The following is a 16,084-nucleotide window of genomic DNA, read 5'->3' as shown; positions in this document are numbered from 1 at the left end:
CCGCTATCGCGAGCAGGCTCACTCCTACATTTGTTTTGTGTTGTCAGTTAGATCCGCAACCCGCCATCCATCTCCAGAATCCGCCCGGTGTAATAGTCGTTCTCGAAGATGTACGCCGCCGAATGAGCGATCTCTTCCGGCTTGCCCATGCGCTTGAGCGGAATGCCCGAGGTCATCTTCTCCAGCGCTTCCGGTTTCATGCTCAGGGTCATCTCGGTTTCAATGAAACCCGGGGCAATGCCGGCCACGCGAATGCCATAACGCGCCAGCTCCTTGGCCCAGGTCACCGTTGCTGCTGCAACGCCAGCCTTGGCGGCGGAATAGTTGGTCTGGCCCACGTTGCCGGCGCGCGAGATCGACGAAATGTTGATGATCGCGCCGCTGGTCTTCAGCTCGACCATTTTCGCCGCCACTTCACGGGTGCAGAGGAACACGCCGGTCAGGTTGACGTCGATGACGGCCTGCCACTGTGCCAGGCTCATCTTGGTCATTTCACCGTCCTTGACCTTCAACAACAGGCCATCGCGCAAAATCCCGGCGTTGTTGATCAGACCGTGGATCGCACCGAAATCGGCGGCGACCTGAGCGACCATGTGTTCGACCTGCTCTTCATTGGCAACGTTGCACAAATAGCTGCGCGCCTCGACACCCTTGGCCTTGCAAGCCGCAACCGCGTCGTCGAGTTTTTCCTGGTTCAGATCGACCAGCGCGAGTTTCGCGCCTTTGCCAGCGAAATACTCGGCCATCGAGCGGCCCAAACCCTGGCAACCGCCAGTGATAATGATTACTTTGTCGTTGAGTTGCATTCGCATGCCCCGATAGCAGGTCTGAGTAGTTATTGTTGTAAGCGACTCCCGATCTGCACCGGCCGTGGCGGGTTTGCACATGAGAATTGCCTCAAGGCGTGACTGGGACTTGAATCCCGGCGCCTGTCCGTTTTTTCGACGGATTCTATTTAAGGAGTCATAAATTGAGCGTTGAAGTGGCCAAGAATGCCCGAGAATTGCTTCTCAAGGAATACCGTGGAGTGCTGTCGACCCACTCCAAATCGATGCCCGGTTTTCCTTTTGGCTCCGTGGTGCCGTACTGCCTGGACGAGCAGGGCCGCCCGCTGATCCTGATCAGCCGCATCGCCCAGCACACCCACAACCTGCAAAAAGACCCGAAGTGCTCATTGCTTGTCGGCGAGCGCGAGGCTGACGACGTGCAAGCCGTTGGTCGCCTGACCTATCTGGCTGAAGCGCAAAAGATCGAAGACGCCGCTGCGATAGAGTCCGCCGCCGGGCGTTATTACCGTTATTTCCCGGATTCGCAGAATTACCACAAAGCCCACGATTTCGATTTCTGGGTGCTGACCCCGGTGCGCCATCGCTACATCGGCGGTTTCGGCGCGATTCATTGGGTTGATCAATTGACCCTGGCCAATCCGTTCGCCGGCAAGGCTGAAATCAGCATGGTCGAACACATGAACAGCGACCACGCCAAAGCCATCGCGCACTACGTCGACCTCGCGGGTCTGCCGCAAACCGTGCCGGCACAACTGGCCGGGATCGACACCGAGGGCATGCACCTGCGCATCGGTCAGGCGTTGTACTGGCTGCCGTTCCCGGCGCTTTGTAATACGCCGACACAAGTGCGCGAAGCCCTGGTTTCTCTGGCTCACGCCGAGGTCTGGCCAAAAAATGAGGTGGCCGACGCTTGAATTCACGAAAGGTCGACGTCATCTAAGGCTTACTGCAAGGCATTTCTTGCGTTGAGGAAACTTTGATGCGCCCTTTTCTGTTGCTCTTTCTGCTGTTTCCGGTGCTGGAGCTGTTCGTATTCGTCAAAGTGGCAGGGGCTATCGGGTTTTTCCCGGCCCTGCTGCTGATCATTGTCGGCTCGATGTTCGGCATTTTCGTGCTGCGCGTCGCCGGTCTGGCCACTGCTTTGCGTGCCCGTGAAAGCCTGAACCGCGGCGAACTGCCTGCGCAAACCATGCTGGAAGGTTTGATGCTGGCATTGGCCGGTGGCCTGTTGATCCTGCCGGGCTTCATCAGTGATGTGGTCGGTCTGGTAATGCTGCTGCCGTTCTCCCGTCGTCTGCTGGCGAACAAAATGCGCCAGCGCGCCGAAGAACAGGCCATGCGCCAACGCGCGTTCGCCGACGATCTGCAACCCCGTGGCGGTCCTGCGCCGCGCGAGCCTCTGGGCCGCGAGGGTGATGTGATCGAAGGCGAGTTCGAACACCGCGACACCAAGTAACGGCGATATCGACACGGCACCTTCGGGTGCCGTGTTCATTTATGGGCTGCTTTTGTGCAGAACATCGGTGAAAAATTTTTCGCCTCGCCCTTGTAATAAGCTTATGCGCCCTTATGTATCGGTCACCGAAAGGTTTCTGGCATTTGAGCCAGTCAGTCTTCCGCGACTCGCTTGACGAGCCGCAACCGGCGCAGGCCGGATTTGTTAAACCCGCCGGGAATACACCGGCCGATGAAAACCACAATTAGGAGAGATCGACAATGAAGCTTCGTCCTCTGCATGACCGCGTCGTAATCCGTCGCAGCGAAGAAGAAAAGAAAACCGCTGGCGGTATCGTCCTGCCAGGTTCGGCTGCTGAAAAAGCCAACCACGGTGTGATTCTCGCTGTAGGCCCGGGCAAAGCTCTGGAAAACGGCGAAGTGCGCGCACTGTCCGTCAAGGAAGGCGACAAGGTTGTGTTCGGTCCTTACTCCGGCAGCAACACTGTGAAAGTCGACGGCGAAGACCTGCTGGTAATGAGCGAGAACGAAATCCTCGCTGTTATCGAAGGCTGATACCCCCGTTCATTTTCCCGCTACTACAAAGTATTTAAGGAATATCGATCATGGCTGCTAAAGAAGTTAAATTCGGCGATTCCGCCCGCAAGAAAATGCTCGTTGGTGTCAACGTCCTGGCTGACGCAGTAAAAGCGACCCTGGGCCCGAAAGGCCGTAACGTGATCCTCGAGAAGAGCTTCGGCGCTCCGACCATCACCAAGGACGGCGTTTCCGTCGCCAAAGAAATCGAACTCGAAGATCGCTTCGAAAACATGGGCGCGCAGCTGGTCAAAGACGTTGCCTCCCGTGCCAACGATGACGCTGGTGACGGTACTACCACCGCTACCGTTCTGGCTCAGTCGATCGTCAACGAAGGCCTGAAAGCCGTCGCTGCCGGCATGAACCCGATGGACCTGAAGCGCGGCATCGACAAGGCGACCATCGCCATCGTCAAAGAGCTGAAAAACCTGTCCAAGCCATGCGCTGACACCAAGGCTATCGCTCAGGTAGGCACCATCTCGGCCAACTCCGACAACTCCATCGGCGACATCATTGCCGAAGCCATGGAAAAAGTCGGTAAAGAAGGCGTGATCACCGTTGAAGAAGGCACTGGCCTGGAAAACGAACTGTCGGTTGTAGAAGGCATGCAGTTCGACCGTGGCTACCTGTCCCCGTACTTCGTCAACAAGCCGGAAACCATGGTTGCCGAACTGGACAACCCACTGGTTCTGCTGGTCGACAAAAAGATCTCGAACATCCGCGAAATGCTGCCAGTACTGGAAGCCGTTGCCAAAGCCGGCCGTCCACTGCTGATCGTTTCCGAAGACGTTGAAGGCGAAGCCCTGGCGACTCTGGTTGTGAACAACATGCGTGGCATCGTCAAAGTCGCAGCCGTCAAGGCGCCAGGCTTCGGCGACCGTCGCAAGGCCATGCTGCAGGACATCGCTGTTCTGACCGGCGGTACCGTTATCTCCGAAGAGATCGGCCTGAGCCTGGAAGCCGCTACCCTGGAAAACCTGGGCAGCGCCAAGCGCGTGACCATCTCCAAGGAAAACACCATCATCGTTGACGGTGCTGGCGTTGCAGGCGACATCGAATCGCGTATCGCTCAGATCCGCGCTCAGGTTGCCGAAACTTCCTCGGACTACGACCGTGAAAAACTGCAAGAGCGTCTGGCCAAACTGTCCGGCGGCGTTGCAGTGATCAAGGTTGGCGCTGGTTCCGAAGTTGAAATGAAAGAGAAGAAAGCCCGCGTTGAAGACGCCCTGCACGCTACCCGTGCAGCCGTTGAAGAAGGCGTGGTACCTGGCGGTGGCGTTGCGCTGATCCGTGCACTGGAAGCCATCCTTGACCTGAAAGGCGACAACGCCGATCAGGACGTAGGTATCGCTGTTCTGCGCCGTGCAATCGAAGCTCCGCTGCGTCAGATCGCTGCCAACAGCGGCGACGAGCCAAGCGTTGTGGTCAATGAAGTCAAGAACGGCAAAGGTAACTTCGGTTACAACGCTGCGACTGGCGAGTACGGCGACATGATCGAAATGGGCATCCTGGACCCAACCAAGGTGACCCGTTCGGCTCTGCAAGCAGCCTCGTCGATCGGCGGTCTGATCCTGACCACCGAAGCAGCTGTAGCTGACGCGCCGAAGAAAGATGGCGGCGCTGGCGGCGGCATGCCAGACATGGGCGGCATGGGTGGCATGGGCGGCATGATGTAAGCCTGCCTTACCCCTGTAACGCAAAACCCCGCTGACGCGAGTCAGCGGGGTTTTTTATTGCCTTCGATTTAGTGTTGTTTCGACATCGAGGCGCGGCTATCGCTGGCAAGCCAGCTCCCACAGTGTCCAAGGTGAAACAAATATTGTGTGAACACCTTGAATCCCTGTGGGAGCTGGCTTGCCAGCGAAGGCGTCAGATCAGGCGCTGACCGGTTGCGTTCTGCCCACAGCCTCAGCCTTAACCGCCGGGCGATACAGCACCCAGTAATACGAGCCCAGGCAAATCAACCAGCAGAAAATCGCCGTCCACACGTTGTGTGAAAAGAAGTGCGCGCCCTGCATCATCCGGCTGATCGAAAACACCGAGCCCAGTGCAAAGGCGAAGATAAACGCCTGTCTGGCCAGACGCGGACGGCGGTCACGCAGCACAAAAAACAGCGCAAACAAGGTGAACCCGGTAGCCGCATGCCCCCCCGGCCAGCAACGACCAGGCTTGTCGGTCTGCGGACGATGCTCCATCAGCTTGCTGTAAGTCTCATGGCCGCCAAATTGCTCAAGGCTCCACGGGCACTGCACGGCGGTCACGGCTTTGACTGGCGTGACGAAAGACGTCGCCAGCCCCAGCGACAACACCAGGCAACCCAACTCACGCTTGAACGGTTTCAGCCGCTCAATGAAGAACGCACCGATGAAACCGAGGATCGCAAACACCGAAAAGGCGATTACCAGTTCTTTGGCGCGGTCGTGCAGGATGTCTTCGAGAAAGTAACTGTGGCGCCCGATAAAGTCGCCCGCGACCGGGTCGTAAAACAGTCTGGCCAGATACATGTCCAGATCGGTGAGTTCGAGCAGTACCAGAATGATCGCCGCAATGGCAGGTAATCCCAGGCACCACCAGAAATTCAGCGGCCTGGAAACGGGACGGGCAGAGGTCGACACCATGATGATTCCTTGGTCGGTAAGTGTGTTCTGAGGAGCGCAGCCGCGGGGAGTCTGCGCGTGCCGGCGTCGAGGATTTGTTAATCGAAAGTGAAAAAAACGTTGCCCGGCACAATGAACGATTTTCTCCGCAAACAACCCAACACATGCCTAGCGGTAAGCCACACTTGGCCTTAAGCTGCGCGGGCCAAGACGGCCGTTACCGTGTACGGAAGAGGTGCCCATGCGAATCCTAGTGGTCGAAGACAACCGCGACATCCTGGCCAATCTGGCCGATTATCTGGGCCTCAAGGGCTATACCGTCGATTGTGCCCAGGACGGTCTGTCGGGACTGCATCTGGCGGCCACCGAGCATTACGACCTGATCGTGCTCGACATCATGTTGCCGGGGATCGACGGCTACACCCTGTGCAAACGTCTGCGTGAAGATGCCCGCCGCGACACGCCAGTGATCATGCTCACCGCCCGCGATCAGCTTGATGACCGTTTGCAGGGTTTCAAGTCCGGTGCCGATGATTACCTGATCAAACCGTTCGCCTTGTCCGAGCTGGCGGCACGCGTCGAAGCGGTGATGCGCCGTGCACAGGGCGGCGGACGACGGGCGTTGCAAGTGGCGGATTTGAGCTATGACCTTGATACGCTGGAAGTGACGCGCGACGGCAAGCTGCTCAAACTTAATCCGGTCGGCCTCAAATTGCTGGCCGTGTTGATGCAGAAAAGCCCGCACGTCTTGCGCCGTGAAGTCCTCGAAGAAGCGCTGTGGGGCGATGATTGCCCGGACAGCGACAGCCTGCGCAGCCATGTGCACCAGCTGCGCCAAGTGATCGACAAACCTTTTGCCAAACCACTGCTGCATACCGTGCACGGCGTGGGTTACCGCCTGGCCGATGCGTAATGGAGTTTAGACAGAGCCTTTCCCAACGGATCATCATCGCCTTCGCGCTGATGAGTGCGCTGGTGGCTGGCGCCTTCGCCATGGGCATCGTCGCGACCGTGCATCTGGTGGAAGAAAAGCTGATTTCGGCGGGGCTGGGCGGTGACCTGCAGCGTCTGCTTTTGATGGACAACGTCTCGGACTGGAGCCACCGGCCGGAGCCCGATCAACTGTTCTATTTCAGTGGTGGGCCGGGCGATTTCGAACTGCCGAAGGATCTGCGTCACCTCGATTCGGGTTTCCACGAAGTCTTTCGCGAGCAGCTGTCGTATCACGCAATGGTCGAAATCGTCGACGGTCGCCGTTATGTGCTGCTGCAGGATCAAAGCGATTTCGAAGAGCGCGAGCGTGTTTTGTTTGCCGTAGTGCTGGTGGGTTTTGTGCTCAGTCTGGCGCTGGCGGTATTCCTTGGCTGGGTGCTGGCACGCAAAGTGATGGCGCCGGTTGTACGCCTTGCACGGCAAGTGCGCCATCGTGATCAACTGCTCGGATTGGCGCCACCGCTGGCGCCCGATTACGCGGCTGACGAAGTCGGTGAATTGGCGGTGGCTTTCGATGCCACACTGGGACGTTTACGTCAGGCGCTGACCCGCGAGCGCTTGTTTACCAGTGACGTCAGCCATGAATTGCGAACGCCGCTGATGGTGCTGGCGAGCTCCTGTGAATTGTTACTGGAAAACCCGGGCATCGACCAGCGTGGACGTTCTCAGGTTGAGCGCATCGCTCGTGCCAGCGAAGAGATGCGCGAGCTGGTACAGACTTTCCTCATGCTTGCTCGCGCTCAGCATGAAGACGCTGGCATGGCGCCTCAGCAAAACCTTGCCCAAGTAGCCGAAAACCTGCTTTGTCTGTGGCGCGGGCCCATTCAAAGCAAAGGTCTGAAACTGCTTTATGAGCCGGGCAGTCTGCGGGATACCCGTTATAACGCGACCCTGTTGAATGCTGTCATGGGCAACCTGTTGCGCAATGCATTGCATTACACCGAGCAGGGCTTCATTCGCCTGGCGCTCAATGCCAACGGGTTTGTGGTCGAGGATTCGGGCGTGGGTATCCCCGAAGAAAAACGCGAGGCGATGTTCGAGCCGTTTGTCCGTGGCAGTGAGAAGCGGGGAGAGGGATTGGGGCTGGGCTTGTCACTGGTACAGCGCATCTGCGAAGACCAGGGCTGGACGGTGTCCTTGAGCACCATGGAGCCCAATGGCTGTCGCTTCGAAGTTGATCTGGGCAAAGCCTGAGAGGCGGTGGTGGCACCCAGCCACTCCCGCCAACCTGTCTAAATCCTGTATAACCTTGAAATAGTTTGGCGGTTTACCCAACAATTTTTTCACAAATGGATGACCTGACGCTGACACGCTGCTCCCTAAGGTGGTGACAACAGCAATTCAGGAGTCCTGGTGATGGCCGGCCCGATCAAACTCGATTTTTCCGAAAAGTACGACGACAAGCACGCGCAAAAATATTTGCGCAAGCATCAAGCCAATCTCGGTCGGCGGTTGTCCCATTGGCGTGACGAACAGTTGGCCCGAAAAGCGCTGACGTTGGCCGGTGAACCAGGGCTGGTGCTGGATTTGCCGTGCGGTGCGGGGCGTTTCTGGCCACTACTGGCAGAAAAACCGAATCGGGTGATCATTGGCGCGGACAACTCCGAATCGATGATCAAGACGGCGATGCAGGCGCAAGCGGCCGATGTGGTGAAGCGGGTACAACCCTTGCACACATCTGCGTTCGACATTGCTTTGCCTGATAATGCCGTCGATAGCATTTTCTGCATGCGTTTGCTCCATCACATCGGTGAAGCCGAGCATCGACGGGCCATTCTGCGTGAGTTCGAGCGCGTCACCCGCGACAGCGTGATCATTTCGTTGTGGGTGGATGGCAACTTCAAGGCCTGGAAACGCAAAAAGGCCGAGGCCAAGCGTGGGCAGGAAGGTTACCAGAACCGTTTTGTGTTACCGGCCGCTACGGTCGAGAAAGAATTCGAGGCCGCAGGGTTCCGCATTCAGGAACAATTGGATTTCATCCCGCTCTATGCCATGTGGCGGGTTTACGTATTACGCAAGAGGTAGTGGGATGGCAGTGCAATTTGCAGCAGAAACGGGCGTCGCTCCGCAGGATCGCTTTGACTATTACTGGAACCAGCACGGTGAGTGGGTAGAAGAGCCCAACGTCCGCCGTGGTGGCGAAAGTGGTGTGCAACGGGTCATGGGACGTGACGGCCAGTTGTTGTATGCAAAGCGCCAGACCGGGCATATCTATCGCAGCTGGTTGCACCCTTTCGGTCGCCCGACGGTATTGCGTGAGCTGGATGCCCTGACCGGCGTCAGCAAAATCGGGGTGCGGGTGCCGGAAATCGTTTTCTGCGGCGCTCAGCCTGATCCGCAGTACAAGTGGCGGGCGCTGTTGGTGACCAAGTCGCTGGATGGCTTTGATGAGCTGGAAAAGTGGGAAGCGGCAGGCGGGCGTGCGCAATACGGTGAAGCCGTTTACGAACGCGTATTGAAAGACCTCGCCGAAAACCTCGCGCGCATGCACAAGGGTCGTTGGCAGCACAGCTGCATCTATATCAAACACGTGTTCGTGCGGGTCACTGGCGAAGGCGATTCGGCCAAGGTCGAAGTTGCGCTGATCGATCTGGAGAAATGCCGCCAGCGTCTGACCGCTCATCGCGCCGCCTCCCACGACATGAAGCAATTGCGCCGCCATTCGTCGTTCAGCGAAACAGACTGGAAAAAACTCGTCTATTTTTATGAGACGGCGTTTGGCAGCGCTATCAAAGGTTTATAGCGATGAAACTAGAAATTGCACGAGGTTTGTTTCTGGTTGGAGCCTTGGCAGTTGCATCATTGGCGGTGGCAGCCTGGGAGCAGCCCCGCATGCAGGTTGTGGGTGCGTCGTTCGACGACGCCCACTGCGCAGTACCGCGGGTGGCGAAAGCCTCCGTGGCGACCAAACCCGATCATGATCTGTTGCTGTTCATGTTCGGACTTTCCCAAGGGATGAGGCCGCAGAGTTGAACCGATTGAAGCCCACATAAAAGGCCTCGCAGACGCGAGGCCTTTTTTATGCAAGCAAGATCAAACGATCGCAGCCTTCGGCAGCTCCTACATGGATCGGTGTAGGAGCTGCCGAAGGCTGCGATCGTTTGCTTTCAAGGCTTATCAGGTTTCGCCAGCAAGGTGTAAACGCACGGCAGCACAAACAGCGTAAACAATGTGCCGATCGACATCCCCGTGGCAATCACCATACCGATATCAAAACGGCTGACCGCACCGGCACCCGTGGCGAGAATCAACGGCACCATGCCAAACACCATCGCCGCCGTGGTCATCAACACCGGGCGCAAACGAATGGCCGCGGCTTCCTCAACCGCCTCGCGTGCGGTCAGCCCCTTGTCCTTGCGCAACTGGTTGGCGAATTCGACGATCAGGATCCCGTGCTTGCTGATGAGACCGATCAGCGTTACCAGCCCGACCTGGGTGTAGATGTTCATGCTCGACCAGCCAAGGAACAGCGGAATCAGCGCCCCGCAGATCGACAGCGGCACCGTCACCAGAATCACCAGCGGATCGCGGAAACTCTCGAACTGCGCTGCCAGCACCAGAAAGATGATTGCCAGCGCCAAGGCGAACGTCACCCACAAGGCACTGCCTTCCTGGACGAATTGTCGCGATGCACCGCCATAGTCGAAGGCAAACCCGGCCGGTGCCTCTTCGCGGGCGATCTGTAGCACGGTGTCGATGGCTTCGCCCATGCTCACCAGCGGAAAGCCGGAAATCTTCGCCGCGTTGAGTTGCTGGAACTGGTTGAGCTGGCGCGGTCGTGCGCGGTCGCTGACTTTGATCAGCGTCGACAACGGCAGCAATTCGCCCTGGGTGTTTTTCACGTAGTAACTGTTCAGCCAGTCCGGATTGTCGCGATAGGGCCGTTCAACCTGGGCAATCACCTTGTAGCTGCGCCCATCAATGGTGAAACGGTTGATTTCCGCCTCGCCCAGCAGGGTGGCGAGGGTGCCACCGAGGTCCTGCATCGACACGCCCATCTGCGCCGCTTTGGCGCGGTCGATATCGACGACGACTTCGGGTTTGTCGAACGCCAGATCAAGGTCGACGAAGGCAAACTTGCCCGACTCCATGGCGCGCTTCTTGATCCGGTCGGCGACTTGCAGCAGCAGTTCGTAATCGTTGGCCGTATTGACCACGAACTCGAACGGCAGGCCCTCACCGGTGCCGGGCAGGGAGGGCAGGTTGAAACCGAAAATCTGCAATCCCGGGATCGCACCCAGTTTGCCTTGTACCTCGGGGAGGATCTGCATCTGCGTGCGGCTGCGCTCGTTCCATGGCTTGAGCAGGAAGCCGCCGATGCCCGCCTGTACACCGTTGTAGCCGTTGATCTGGAACGAGGAGTAGTACTCCGGGAATTCCTTGAAGATCTTGATGAATTCGTCGGTGTAGGTGCTCAGGTAATCAAGGTTGGTCGGCTGCGGGGCGGTGGCCATCATGAAAATAATGCCCTGATCCTCGTCCGGCGCCAGTTCCGATTTGGTGAACTTGAGGAACACCGGGATCAGGCACAGCACGATCACCGCGAACACCAGCACCACCGGCCGCGTGTTCAGCGTGCCGTGCAGCATGCTCTGGTAGCGGCGCTTGAGGCCGTCGAAGATGCGGTCGAGACGATGGGCGAGGCCGCTGGGGTTTTGCTCATGGCGCAGCAGATAGGCGCACATCATCGGCGACAGGGTCAGCGCGACGATGCCGGAAATCACCACTGCCCCGGCCAGCGTCAGGGCGAACTCCTTGAACAACGCCCCGGTCAGTCCGGTGAGAAAACCGATCGGCGCGTACACCGCCGCCAGCGTAATGGTCATCGAGACCACCGGCATGGCGATTTCCCGTGCGCCTTCAAGGGCGGCTTCAAACGGCGTCTTGCCTTCCTCGATGTGCCGGTGGATGTTTTCCACCACGACAATTGCATCGTCGACCACCAGACCGATGGCGAGCACCATCGCCAGCAGCGTCAGCAGGTTCATCGAGTAGCCCATCATCTGCATGAAAAACATCACGCCGATCATCGACAGCGGAATGGTCACCACCGGGATCACCACCGAACGCAGCGCACCGAGGAACAGGAACACCACGACAATGACGATCAGCACCGCTTCGAACAGGGTTTTCACCACTTCATCGATCGAGGCCTGAATAAACAGCGTGGCGTCGTAGGCGATCTCGCTTTTCAGGTTCGGCGGCAGTTGCGCTTCCAGCTCCGGCATCAGCTTGCGCACTTCCTTGATCACGTCCAGCGGGTTGGCGCCCGGCGTCGCCTTGATGCCGATGTACACCGACGGCGTGCCGCCGAACGAGCTGATCGAATCGTAGTTTTCCGCACCCATTTCCACCCGCGCGACATCGCTGAGCAGCACCCGGCTGTCGCCACTGACCTTGAGCGGAATGGCCGCAAACGCCTCGGCGGATTTCAGTTCGGTGTTGGCGTTGATGCTGGTGACCACGTATTCGCCTTTCACCTCGCCGGCGGCGGAGAGGAAGTTGTACTGGCGCACGGCGTTGGTCACATCACTTGCGCTGAGGCCGAAACCGGCGAGTTTCACCGGGTCGAGCCACAGGCGCATGGCGAACACCTGATTGCCGAGAATCTCCGCTTCGGCCATGCCCGGCAGCGTCGCCAGTTTTGGCTGGATCACCCGTGACAGGTAGTCGGTGATCTGCGGGTTGCTCAAATCCTTGCTGAAGAAGCTGATGTACATCAGCGCCGAAGCGTCGGCGGATTCCTTGCTCAACACCGGGTCTTCGGCGTCCTGCGGCAGCTTGTTTTTGACTTCATTGGCCTTGGCCAGCAATTCGGTGAACAAACGGTCGGTGTTGGCGCCGATGCGCGCATAAATCGAGATCACCGAGAAGTTCTGCCGGCTGACCGAGGTCATGTAGTCGATGCCCTCGGCGCTGGCCAGACTCTGTTGCATCGGCTGGGTGATGTAACCCTGAATGGTTTCGGCGTTGGCCCCCGGGTAAGCGGTGGTCACCGTGATCAGGGCGTTTTCCATTTGCGGGTATTGGCGCAGCGGCAGCTTGCTCCAGGCCTGAAAACCCAGCAGCACAATCAACAGGCTGACCACGGTGGCGAGCACCGGGCGGCGGATGAACGGATCGGTAAAAGCCATGGGGATTCCTTGATCAGTCAGCGCGAGGCGGACTGTTCTGCTCGCCGAGGGTCTTGTCGTCGCTGATGGCAATGTGTGCGCCGTTGTCCAGTTTGATCTGGCCGGCCGTCACCACTTGTTCGCCGCTCTGCACGCCCTTGTTGATCATCACCAAGCCGTCGCGGCGTTCACCGGTTTCGATGAAGCGGCGTTCGGCGATCAGTACTGGTTGGCCTTTGTCGTCTTTCTCGACGTTGCCGTCCTCGGCTTTCTTCTGCCCGACCACGTAGATCGAGTTGCCGTAAAGGGTGTAGGTGATCGCGCTTTCCGGCACGACGATGTGTTTCTGCGGATCGGGCAGCAGCACTTCAAGGCTGGTGAACATGCCAGGCAGCAATTTACCGTCCGGGTTGCCCAGGGTGGCGCGGATCAGAATGTTGCGCGTGGTGCTTTCGACGATCGGGTTGATCGCGCTGATCTTGCCGGCGAAGTTTTGCCCGGGGTAAGCGGAGACCGAGATTTGCACCGGTTGACCGATGGCCAGTTTCGGCACCGATTGTTCGGGCAGGTAGAAGTCGGCGTAGAGGCTGCTCAAATCCTGCAATGTGGCAATTTTGGTGCCGCTGGCAAGGTAGTCGCCGACGTCGACCTGACGGATGCCGATGGTGCCGCTGAACGGCGCGAGGATGCGTTTTTTCGCCAGCGAAGCGTTGAGCTGATTGACCGTGGCTTTGTTCTTTTGCAGCACGGCGGAGAGGCGGTCGTATTCGCCTTTGGAGATCGCGCGGCTGTCGACCAGTTGACTGCCACGGCCGAAGTCCAGTTGCGCCAGACCCAGATCAGCCTTGGCGGTTTCCAGCAATGCGGTTTCGACGGCGCTGTCGAGTTGCAGCAGCGGTTGCCCGGCCTTGACCTTCTGTCCGGATTCGAATTTGAGTTCGGTGACGGTGCCGGCGACTTCCAGGCTCAGCTCGACGCCTTGCAGCGCCTTGAGCGTGCCGACGGTGGGCAGGCGCATCTGCCACGGCTGTTCGGTCGCGTTGGCCACGGCGACACTGATCGGCGGCTTTGGCTTGGAAAAGCCCTGGATCATCGTATAGATCGAAAAGGCTTTGTACCCGCCCAGCACCAGGACGATCAGTAACACAACACCCAACATGATCAGCATGCGGCGACGCAGCATATTTCCAGTTCCTTGGATAAATCAGGTGAGACAGGCGGGCACATTACTCCGAGTACAGGGGGGATTCCAACTGGCAGTTATTACAAGGGGGCGCAAAAAGATCGCAGCCTTCGGCAGCTCCTACAGAGGAGTGTATTCCAATGTAAGAGCTGACGAAGGCTGCGATCTTTTAAGGCTGTTTCAGGCCATCAGATGCAGATGGTTGTCCCAGAGCCCCGCCGGCAACTCCAGCGGCTTGGCCAACAGTTCATCCTGACGGCAATCGTAATAGCGGCAACGACCCTGACCGGAGGTCACGACAAAACCGTCCTGCACCGCCCCCACGCCCGCGCAATCTGGCAACGGCGCATCGAGGCGCACTTCACCGCTGTCCAGATCCCAGATAAAGAAGCGGTTGCCACGTGGCGCCGTCAGTGCAACCAGACGCAAATCGCTATGCACCGCAACACTGGCGGTGTAATGCCCCATCGACTGCAACTGATGCTCCGGCACCGGGAACGCCACGAATGGCTGCCCCGGTCGCTTGATCGCCAGCAACTCCGAACGCTCGTGCGAGGCGCCCATGAATTGCTGACCGGCAACGATGGTGCCGTCGCTGGCGATGCCCAGATGGCGCACGCTGTTCATCTGCTGGGCGAGGGTTTCCTTGCTCAGCAACGTACCGTCGCGTTGCATCAAGACCAGACTCGGCTCCATGGCGTTGAGGTTCATGTCGACGCGGCTTTCCGCCTCGGTACGAATCCCGCCATTGGCCACCACCAGCGTCTCGCCGTCGGGCATCCACGACACTTGATGCGGGCCGAGACCGTGGGTGGAAATCTCGCCGGTGTGCACCAGCCGTTCGCCTTCGAACTTGTATAAGCCGAGCAAACCACGGCCAGGATCGGTCGTGTCGTTCTCGGTGGCGTACAGGTACTCACCATCCTTGTGCACCACGGCATGCCCGTAGAAATGCCGGTTCGGCTGCGAGGTCACGGTCTGCAACAGCGCGCCGTCGCGCAGGTCGATCAGATAGCTTTCAGTGCCCGGACGCCGTGCGACGAACAGCGCAATCGGCTGCGTCGGGTGGTTGATGATGTCGTGGCAGCGCTGCCCGACTTCGGTGGCGAACACGCGCGTGCCGTCCAGCCGATAACCGACGGCGTAGTGCTTGCCGTCGGTATCGTCGCGCGCCGACAGCAACAGCGGGCTCTGATCCTTGCGTTTGAACAGCGTCCAGCCGCCCAGCGTCACTGCTCCCAGCAGTGCACTACCTAAAGTCAGAACCTGGCGTCGCAGCATGGCACTTGCCCTCATCAGTCACCGTCGTTGGCGTTGAAGCCCAGCTGGATGCCCAGCGCCTTGGCCAGTTCGCCTTCGTGCAGGCGATGGACGACGTTGAGGCTGTCGTAGATATCGTTGAGTTGCTGGCGACCGGCGTCGTCTTCGAGCATTTCGCCGAGCGAGCGCTGAGTACTGTCGAACAGTTTCAGCGAAGCGGCATAAGCGGCGTCGATCTTGTCGGCCAATGGCTTTTGCTCAGCCGGCAACAGACCGCGCAGGCCTTTGTTGTCGACGCCTTCCCATACGGTTTTCGCCGCCGCGAGGCTGGCTTCCAGTGCGGTCAGCGAAGACTGGCTGCGCCATGCGTCGGCCTGGAATGGCTGTGGCACGCCTTTGCTCTGGCGGCCCATTGGCGTGCCGAGTTTTTTCTTCAGGGTGTCCAGCGCGGTGACTTGCACACGCAGCAGATCGGCGATCGCTTCGTGGGAGTCGGCATAACGCTGGTTGGGGAACTTGGTCATCTGCGCAAGCATGCCGTCGGTGTTGTTCCAGTTTTGCAGAATCTCTTCGGCCAGTTGCTTCTGACGCTCGCCGATGGCGATCAGCAGTGGGCAGTACTTGGCTTTCTGCTCGGCGTTGGCGACGTCCGGCTTGGCGTCGAACAGGATGTATTCGTAGGCCGACAGGCCTTGCACCACAACACTCGATTTGGCCAGTGCGGCGGCATCGATCTGTGGCTGCGCCACCACCAGTTGCTCGACCTGACGGCCGACGAGGTTTTTCTTGTCCGGCCAGAACTGCACCTGCCACGAACGATTGCCCTCGGCCAACGGACCGATCAGCAGCGGTTGCAGCTCGGCCCAGGCTTTCTGCGCGTGGAGGAAGTCGGCGCGGGCGGTCTCCAGGGTTTCTTTGCCCTGACAGTAGGCGAGGGCGCTGACCGCCAGTTGCTTGTCGGCTTCGACCCAGCGGGTGTAGGTCGGCAGGATCACCGATTTGGCGATGGCCGCCGAGGTGACCGCTTGCGGATCCTGCGGCGAGCAGGCGCCGAGGGCGAGCGCGGCAAGGCTGGTGAACAGTAGCTTGGGACGGAACATGTCGGGCTCCCGATTCTTT

General features: G+C 58.9%; 15 protein-coding genes. 9 read left to right on the top strand and 6 right to left on the bottom strand.

Annotated elements, in window-relative coordinates; translation table 11 throughout:
• Positions 1–47: 47 nt before the first annotated feature.
• The gene (locus tag CQ009_RS14710; RefSeq protein ID WP_105707105.1) at positions 48–806 is read right to left on the bottom strand and encodes an SDR family oxidoreductase; all 759 of its coding nucleotides are present in this window, start codon (positions 804–806) and stop codon (positions 48–50) included.
• Between the two features lie 164 nt (positions 807–970).
• On the opposite strand from CQ009_RS14710, the gene CQ009_RS14705 reads away from it, so the two are divergent.
• From CQ009_RS14705 to groL, 4 genes are all read left to right on the top strand, one after another.
• Positions 971–1,702 (top strand): HugZ family protein, encoded by a 732-nt coding sequence (locus CQ009_RS14705; RefSeq protein ID WP_105707103.1) that lies wholly within the window; start codon positions 971–973, stop codon positions 1,700–1,702.
• A 65-nt stretch (positions 1,703–1,767) separates the two neighbouring features.
• Positions 1,768–2,244, top strand: coding sequence for an FxsA family protein (locus CQ009_RS14700; RefSeq protein WP_064391928.1), 477 nt, complete (start codon positions 1,768–1,770; stop codon positions 2,242–2,244).
• Positions 2,245–2,504: 260 nt separating this feature from the next.
• Complete coding sequence (locus tag CQ009_RS14695; protein ID WP_007916610.1) at positions 2,505–2,798, top strand: co-chaperone GroES; 294 nt, start codon at positions 2,505–2,507, stop codon at positions 2,796–2,798.
• A gap of 50 nt (positions 2,799–2,848) precedes the next feature.
• The gene (gene groL / locus CQ009_RS14690) at positions 2,849–4,495 is read left to right on the top strand and encodes a chaperonin GroEL (RefSeq protein ID WP_064391926.1); all 1,647 of its coding nucleotides are present in this window, start codon (positions 2,849–2,851) and stop codon (positions 4,493–4,495) included.
• Between the two features lie 198 nt (positions 4,496–4,693).
• Here the strand turns inward: groL and CQ009_RS14685 are convergent, their stop codons facing one another.
• The gene (locus tag CQ009_RS14685) at positions 4,694–5,437 is read right to left on the bottom strand and encodes a phosphatase PAP2 family protein (RefSeq protein WP_105707100.1); all 744 of its coding nucleotides are present in this window, start codon (positions 5,435–5,437) and stop codon (positions 4,694–4,696) included.
• A 220-nt stretch (positions 5,438–5,657) separates the two neighbouring features.
• Here CQ009_RS14685 and colR point away from each other — a divergent pair, with 220 nt between their 5' ends.
• From colR to CQ009_RS14660, 5 genes are all read left to right on the top strand, one after another.
• Positions 5,658–6,329 (top strand): two-component system response regulator ColR, encoded by a 672-nt coding sequence (gene colR, locus CQ009_RS14680; RefSeq protein ID WP_064391922.1) that lies wholly within the window; start codon positions 5,658–5,660, stop codon positions 6,327–6,329.
• Positions 6,329–7,603 carry a HAMP domain-containing sensor histidine kinase gene (locus CQ009_RS14675; RefSeq protein ID WP_064391921.1) on the top strand — a complete coding sequence of 425 codons (1,275 nt, stop codon included), beginning with the start codon at positions 6,329–6,331 and terminating at the stop codon, positions 7,601–7,603. Before colR ends, CQ009_RS14675 begins: the two co-directional genes overlap by 1 nt.
• A 162-nt stretch (positions 7,604–7,765) precedes the next feature.
• Positions 7,766–8,434: a class I SAM-dependent methyltransferase gene (locus CQ009_RS14670; protein WP_064391919.1), complete on the top strand. Its 669-nt coding sequence runs from the start codon at positions 7,766–7,768 to the stop codon at positions 8,432–8,434.
• Positions 8,435–8,438: 4 nt separating this feature from the next.
• A complete protein-coding gene (locus CQ009_RS14665) occupies positions 8,439–9,152 on the top strand; it encodes a lipopolysaccharide kinase InaA family protein (RefSeq protein WP_064391917.1) in 714 nt (237 codons plus the stop codon).
• A gap of 2 nt (positions 9,153–9,154) precedes the next feature.
• The gene (locus CQ009_RS14660) at positions 9,155–9,382 is read left to right on the top strand and encodes a hypothetical protein (RefSeq protein WP_064391915.1); all 228 of its coding nucleotides are present in this window, start codon (positions 9,155–9,157) and stop codon (positions 9,380–9,382) included.
• A gap of 134 nt (positions 9,383–9,516) precedes the next feature.
• On the opposite strand, the gene CQ009_RS14655 is transcribed toward CQ009_RS14660, so the two are convergent.
• The 4 genes from CQ009_RS14655 to CQ009_RS14640 all read right to left on the bottom strand — a co-directional run bounded on the left by CQ009_RS14655 (position 9,517) and on the right by CQ009_RS14640 (position 16,065).
• Positions 9,517–12,543 carry a multidrug efflux RND transporter permease subunit gene (locus CQ009_RS14655; RefSeq protein ID WP_064391912.1) on the bottom strand — a complete coding sequence of 1,009 codons (3,027 nt, stop codon included), beginning with the start codon at positions 12,541–12,543 and terminating at the stop codon, positions 9,517–9,519.
• A gap of 13 nt (positions 12,544–12,556) precedes the next feature.
• Positions 12,557–13,705 (bottom strand): efflux RND transporter periplasmic adaptor subunit, encoded by a 1,149-nt coding sequence (locus tag CQ009_RS14650; protein ID WP_064391909.1) that lies wholly within the window; start codon positions 13,703–13,705, stop codon positions 12,557–12,559.
• Positions 13,706–13,885: 180 nt separating this feature from the next.
• Entirely contained in the window at positions 13,886–14,986 is a 1,101-nt protein-coding gene (locus CQ009_RS14645; protein WP_105707098.1) for a DUF1513 domain-containing protein, read from the bottom strand.
• 14 nt (positions 14,987–15,000) lie between these two features.
• Positions 15,001–16,065, bottom strand: a complete 1,065-nt coding sequence (locus CQ009_RS14640; protein WP_007916589.1) for an imelysin family protein — start codon at positions 16,063–16,065, stop codon at positions 15,001–15,003.
• Positions 16,066–16,084: the final 19 nt, after the last annotated feature.

Source organism: Pseudomonas sp. MYb2, from assembly GCF_002979955.1.
Taxonomy (GTDB): domain Bacteria; phylum Pseudomonadota; class Gammaproteobacteria; order Pseudomonadales; family Pseudomonadaceae; genus Aquipseudomonas.
Note: the sequence above shows the minus strand (reverse complement) of the source record. Positions and strands in the feature narration are given on the sequence as shown.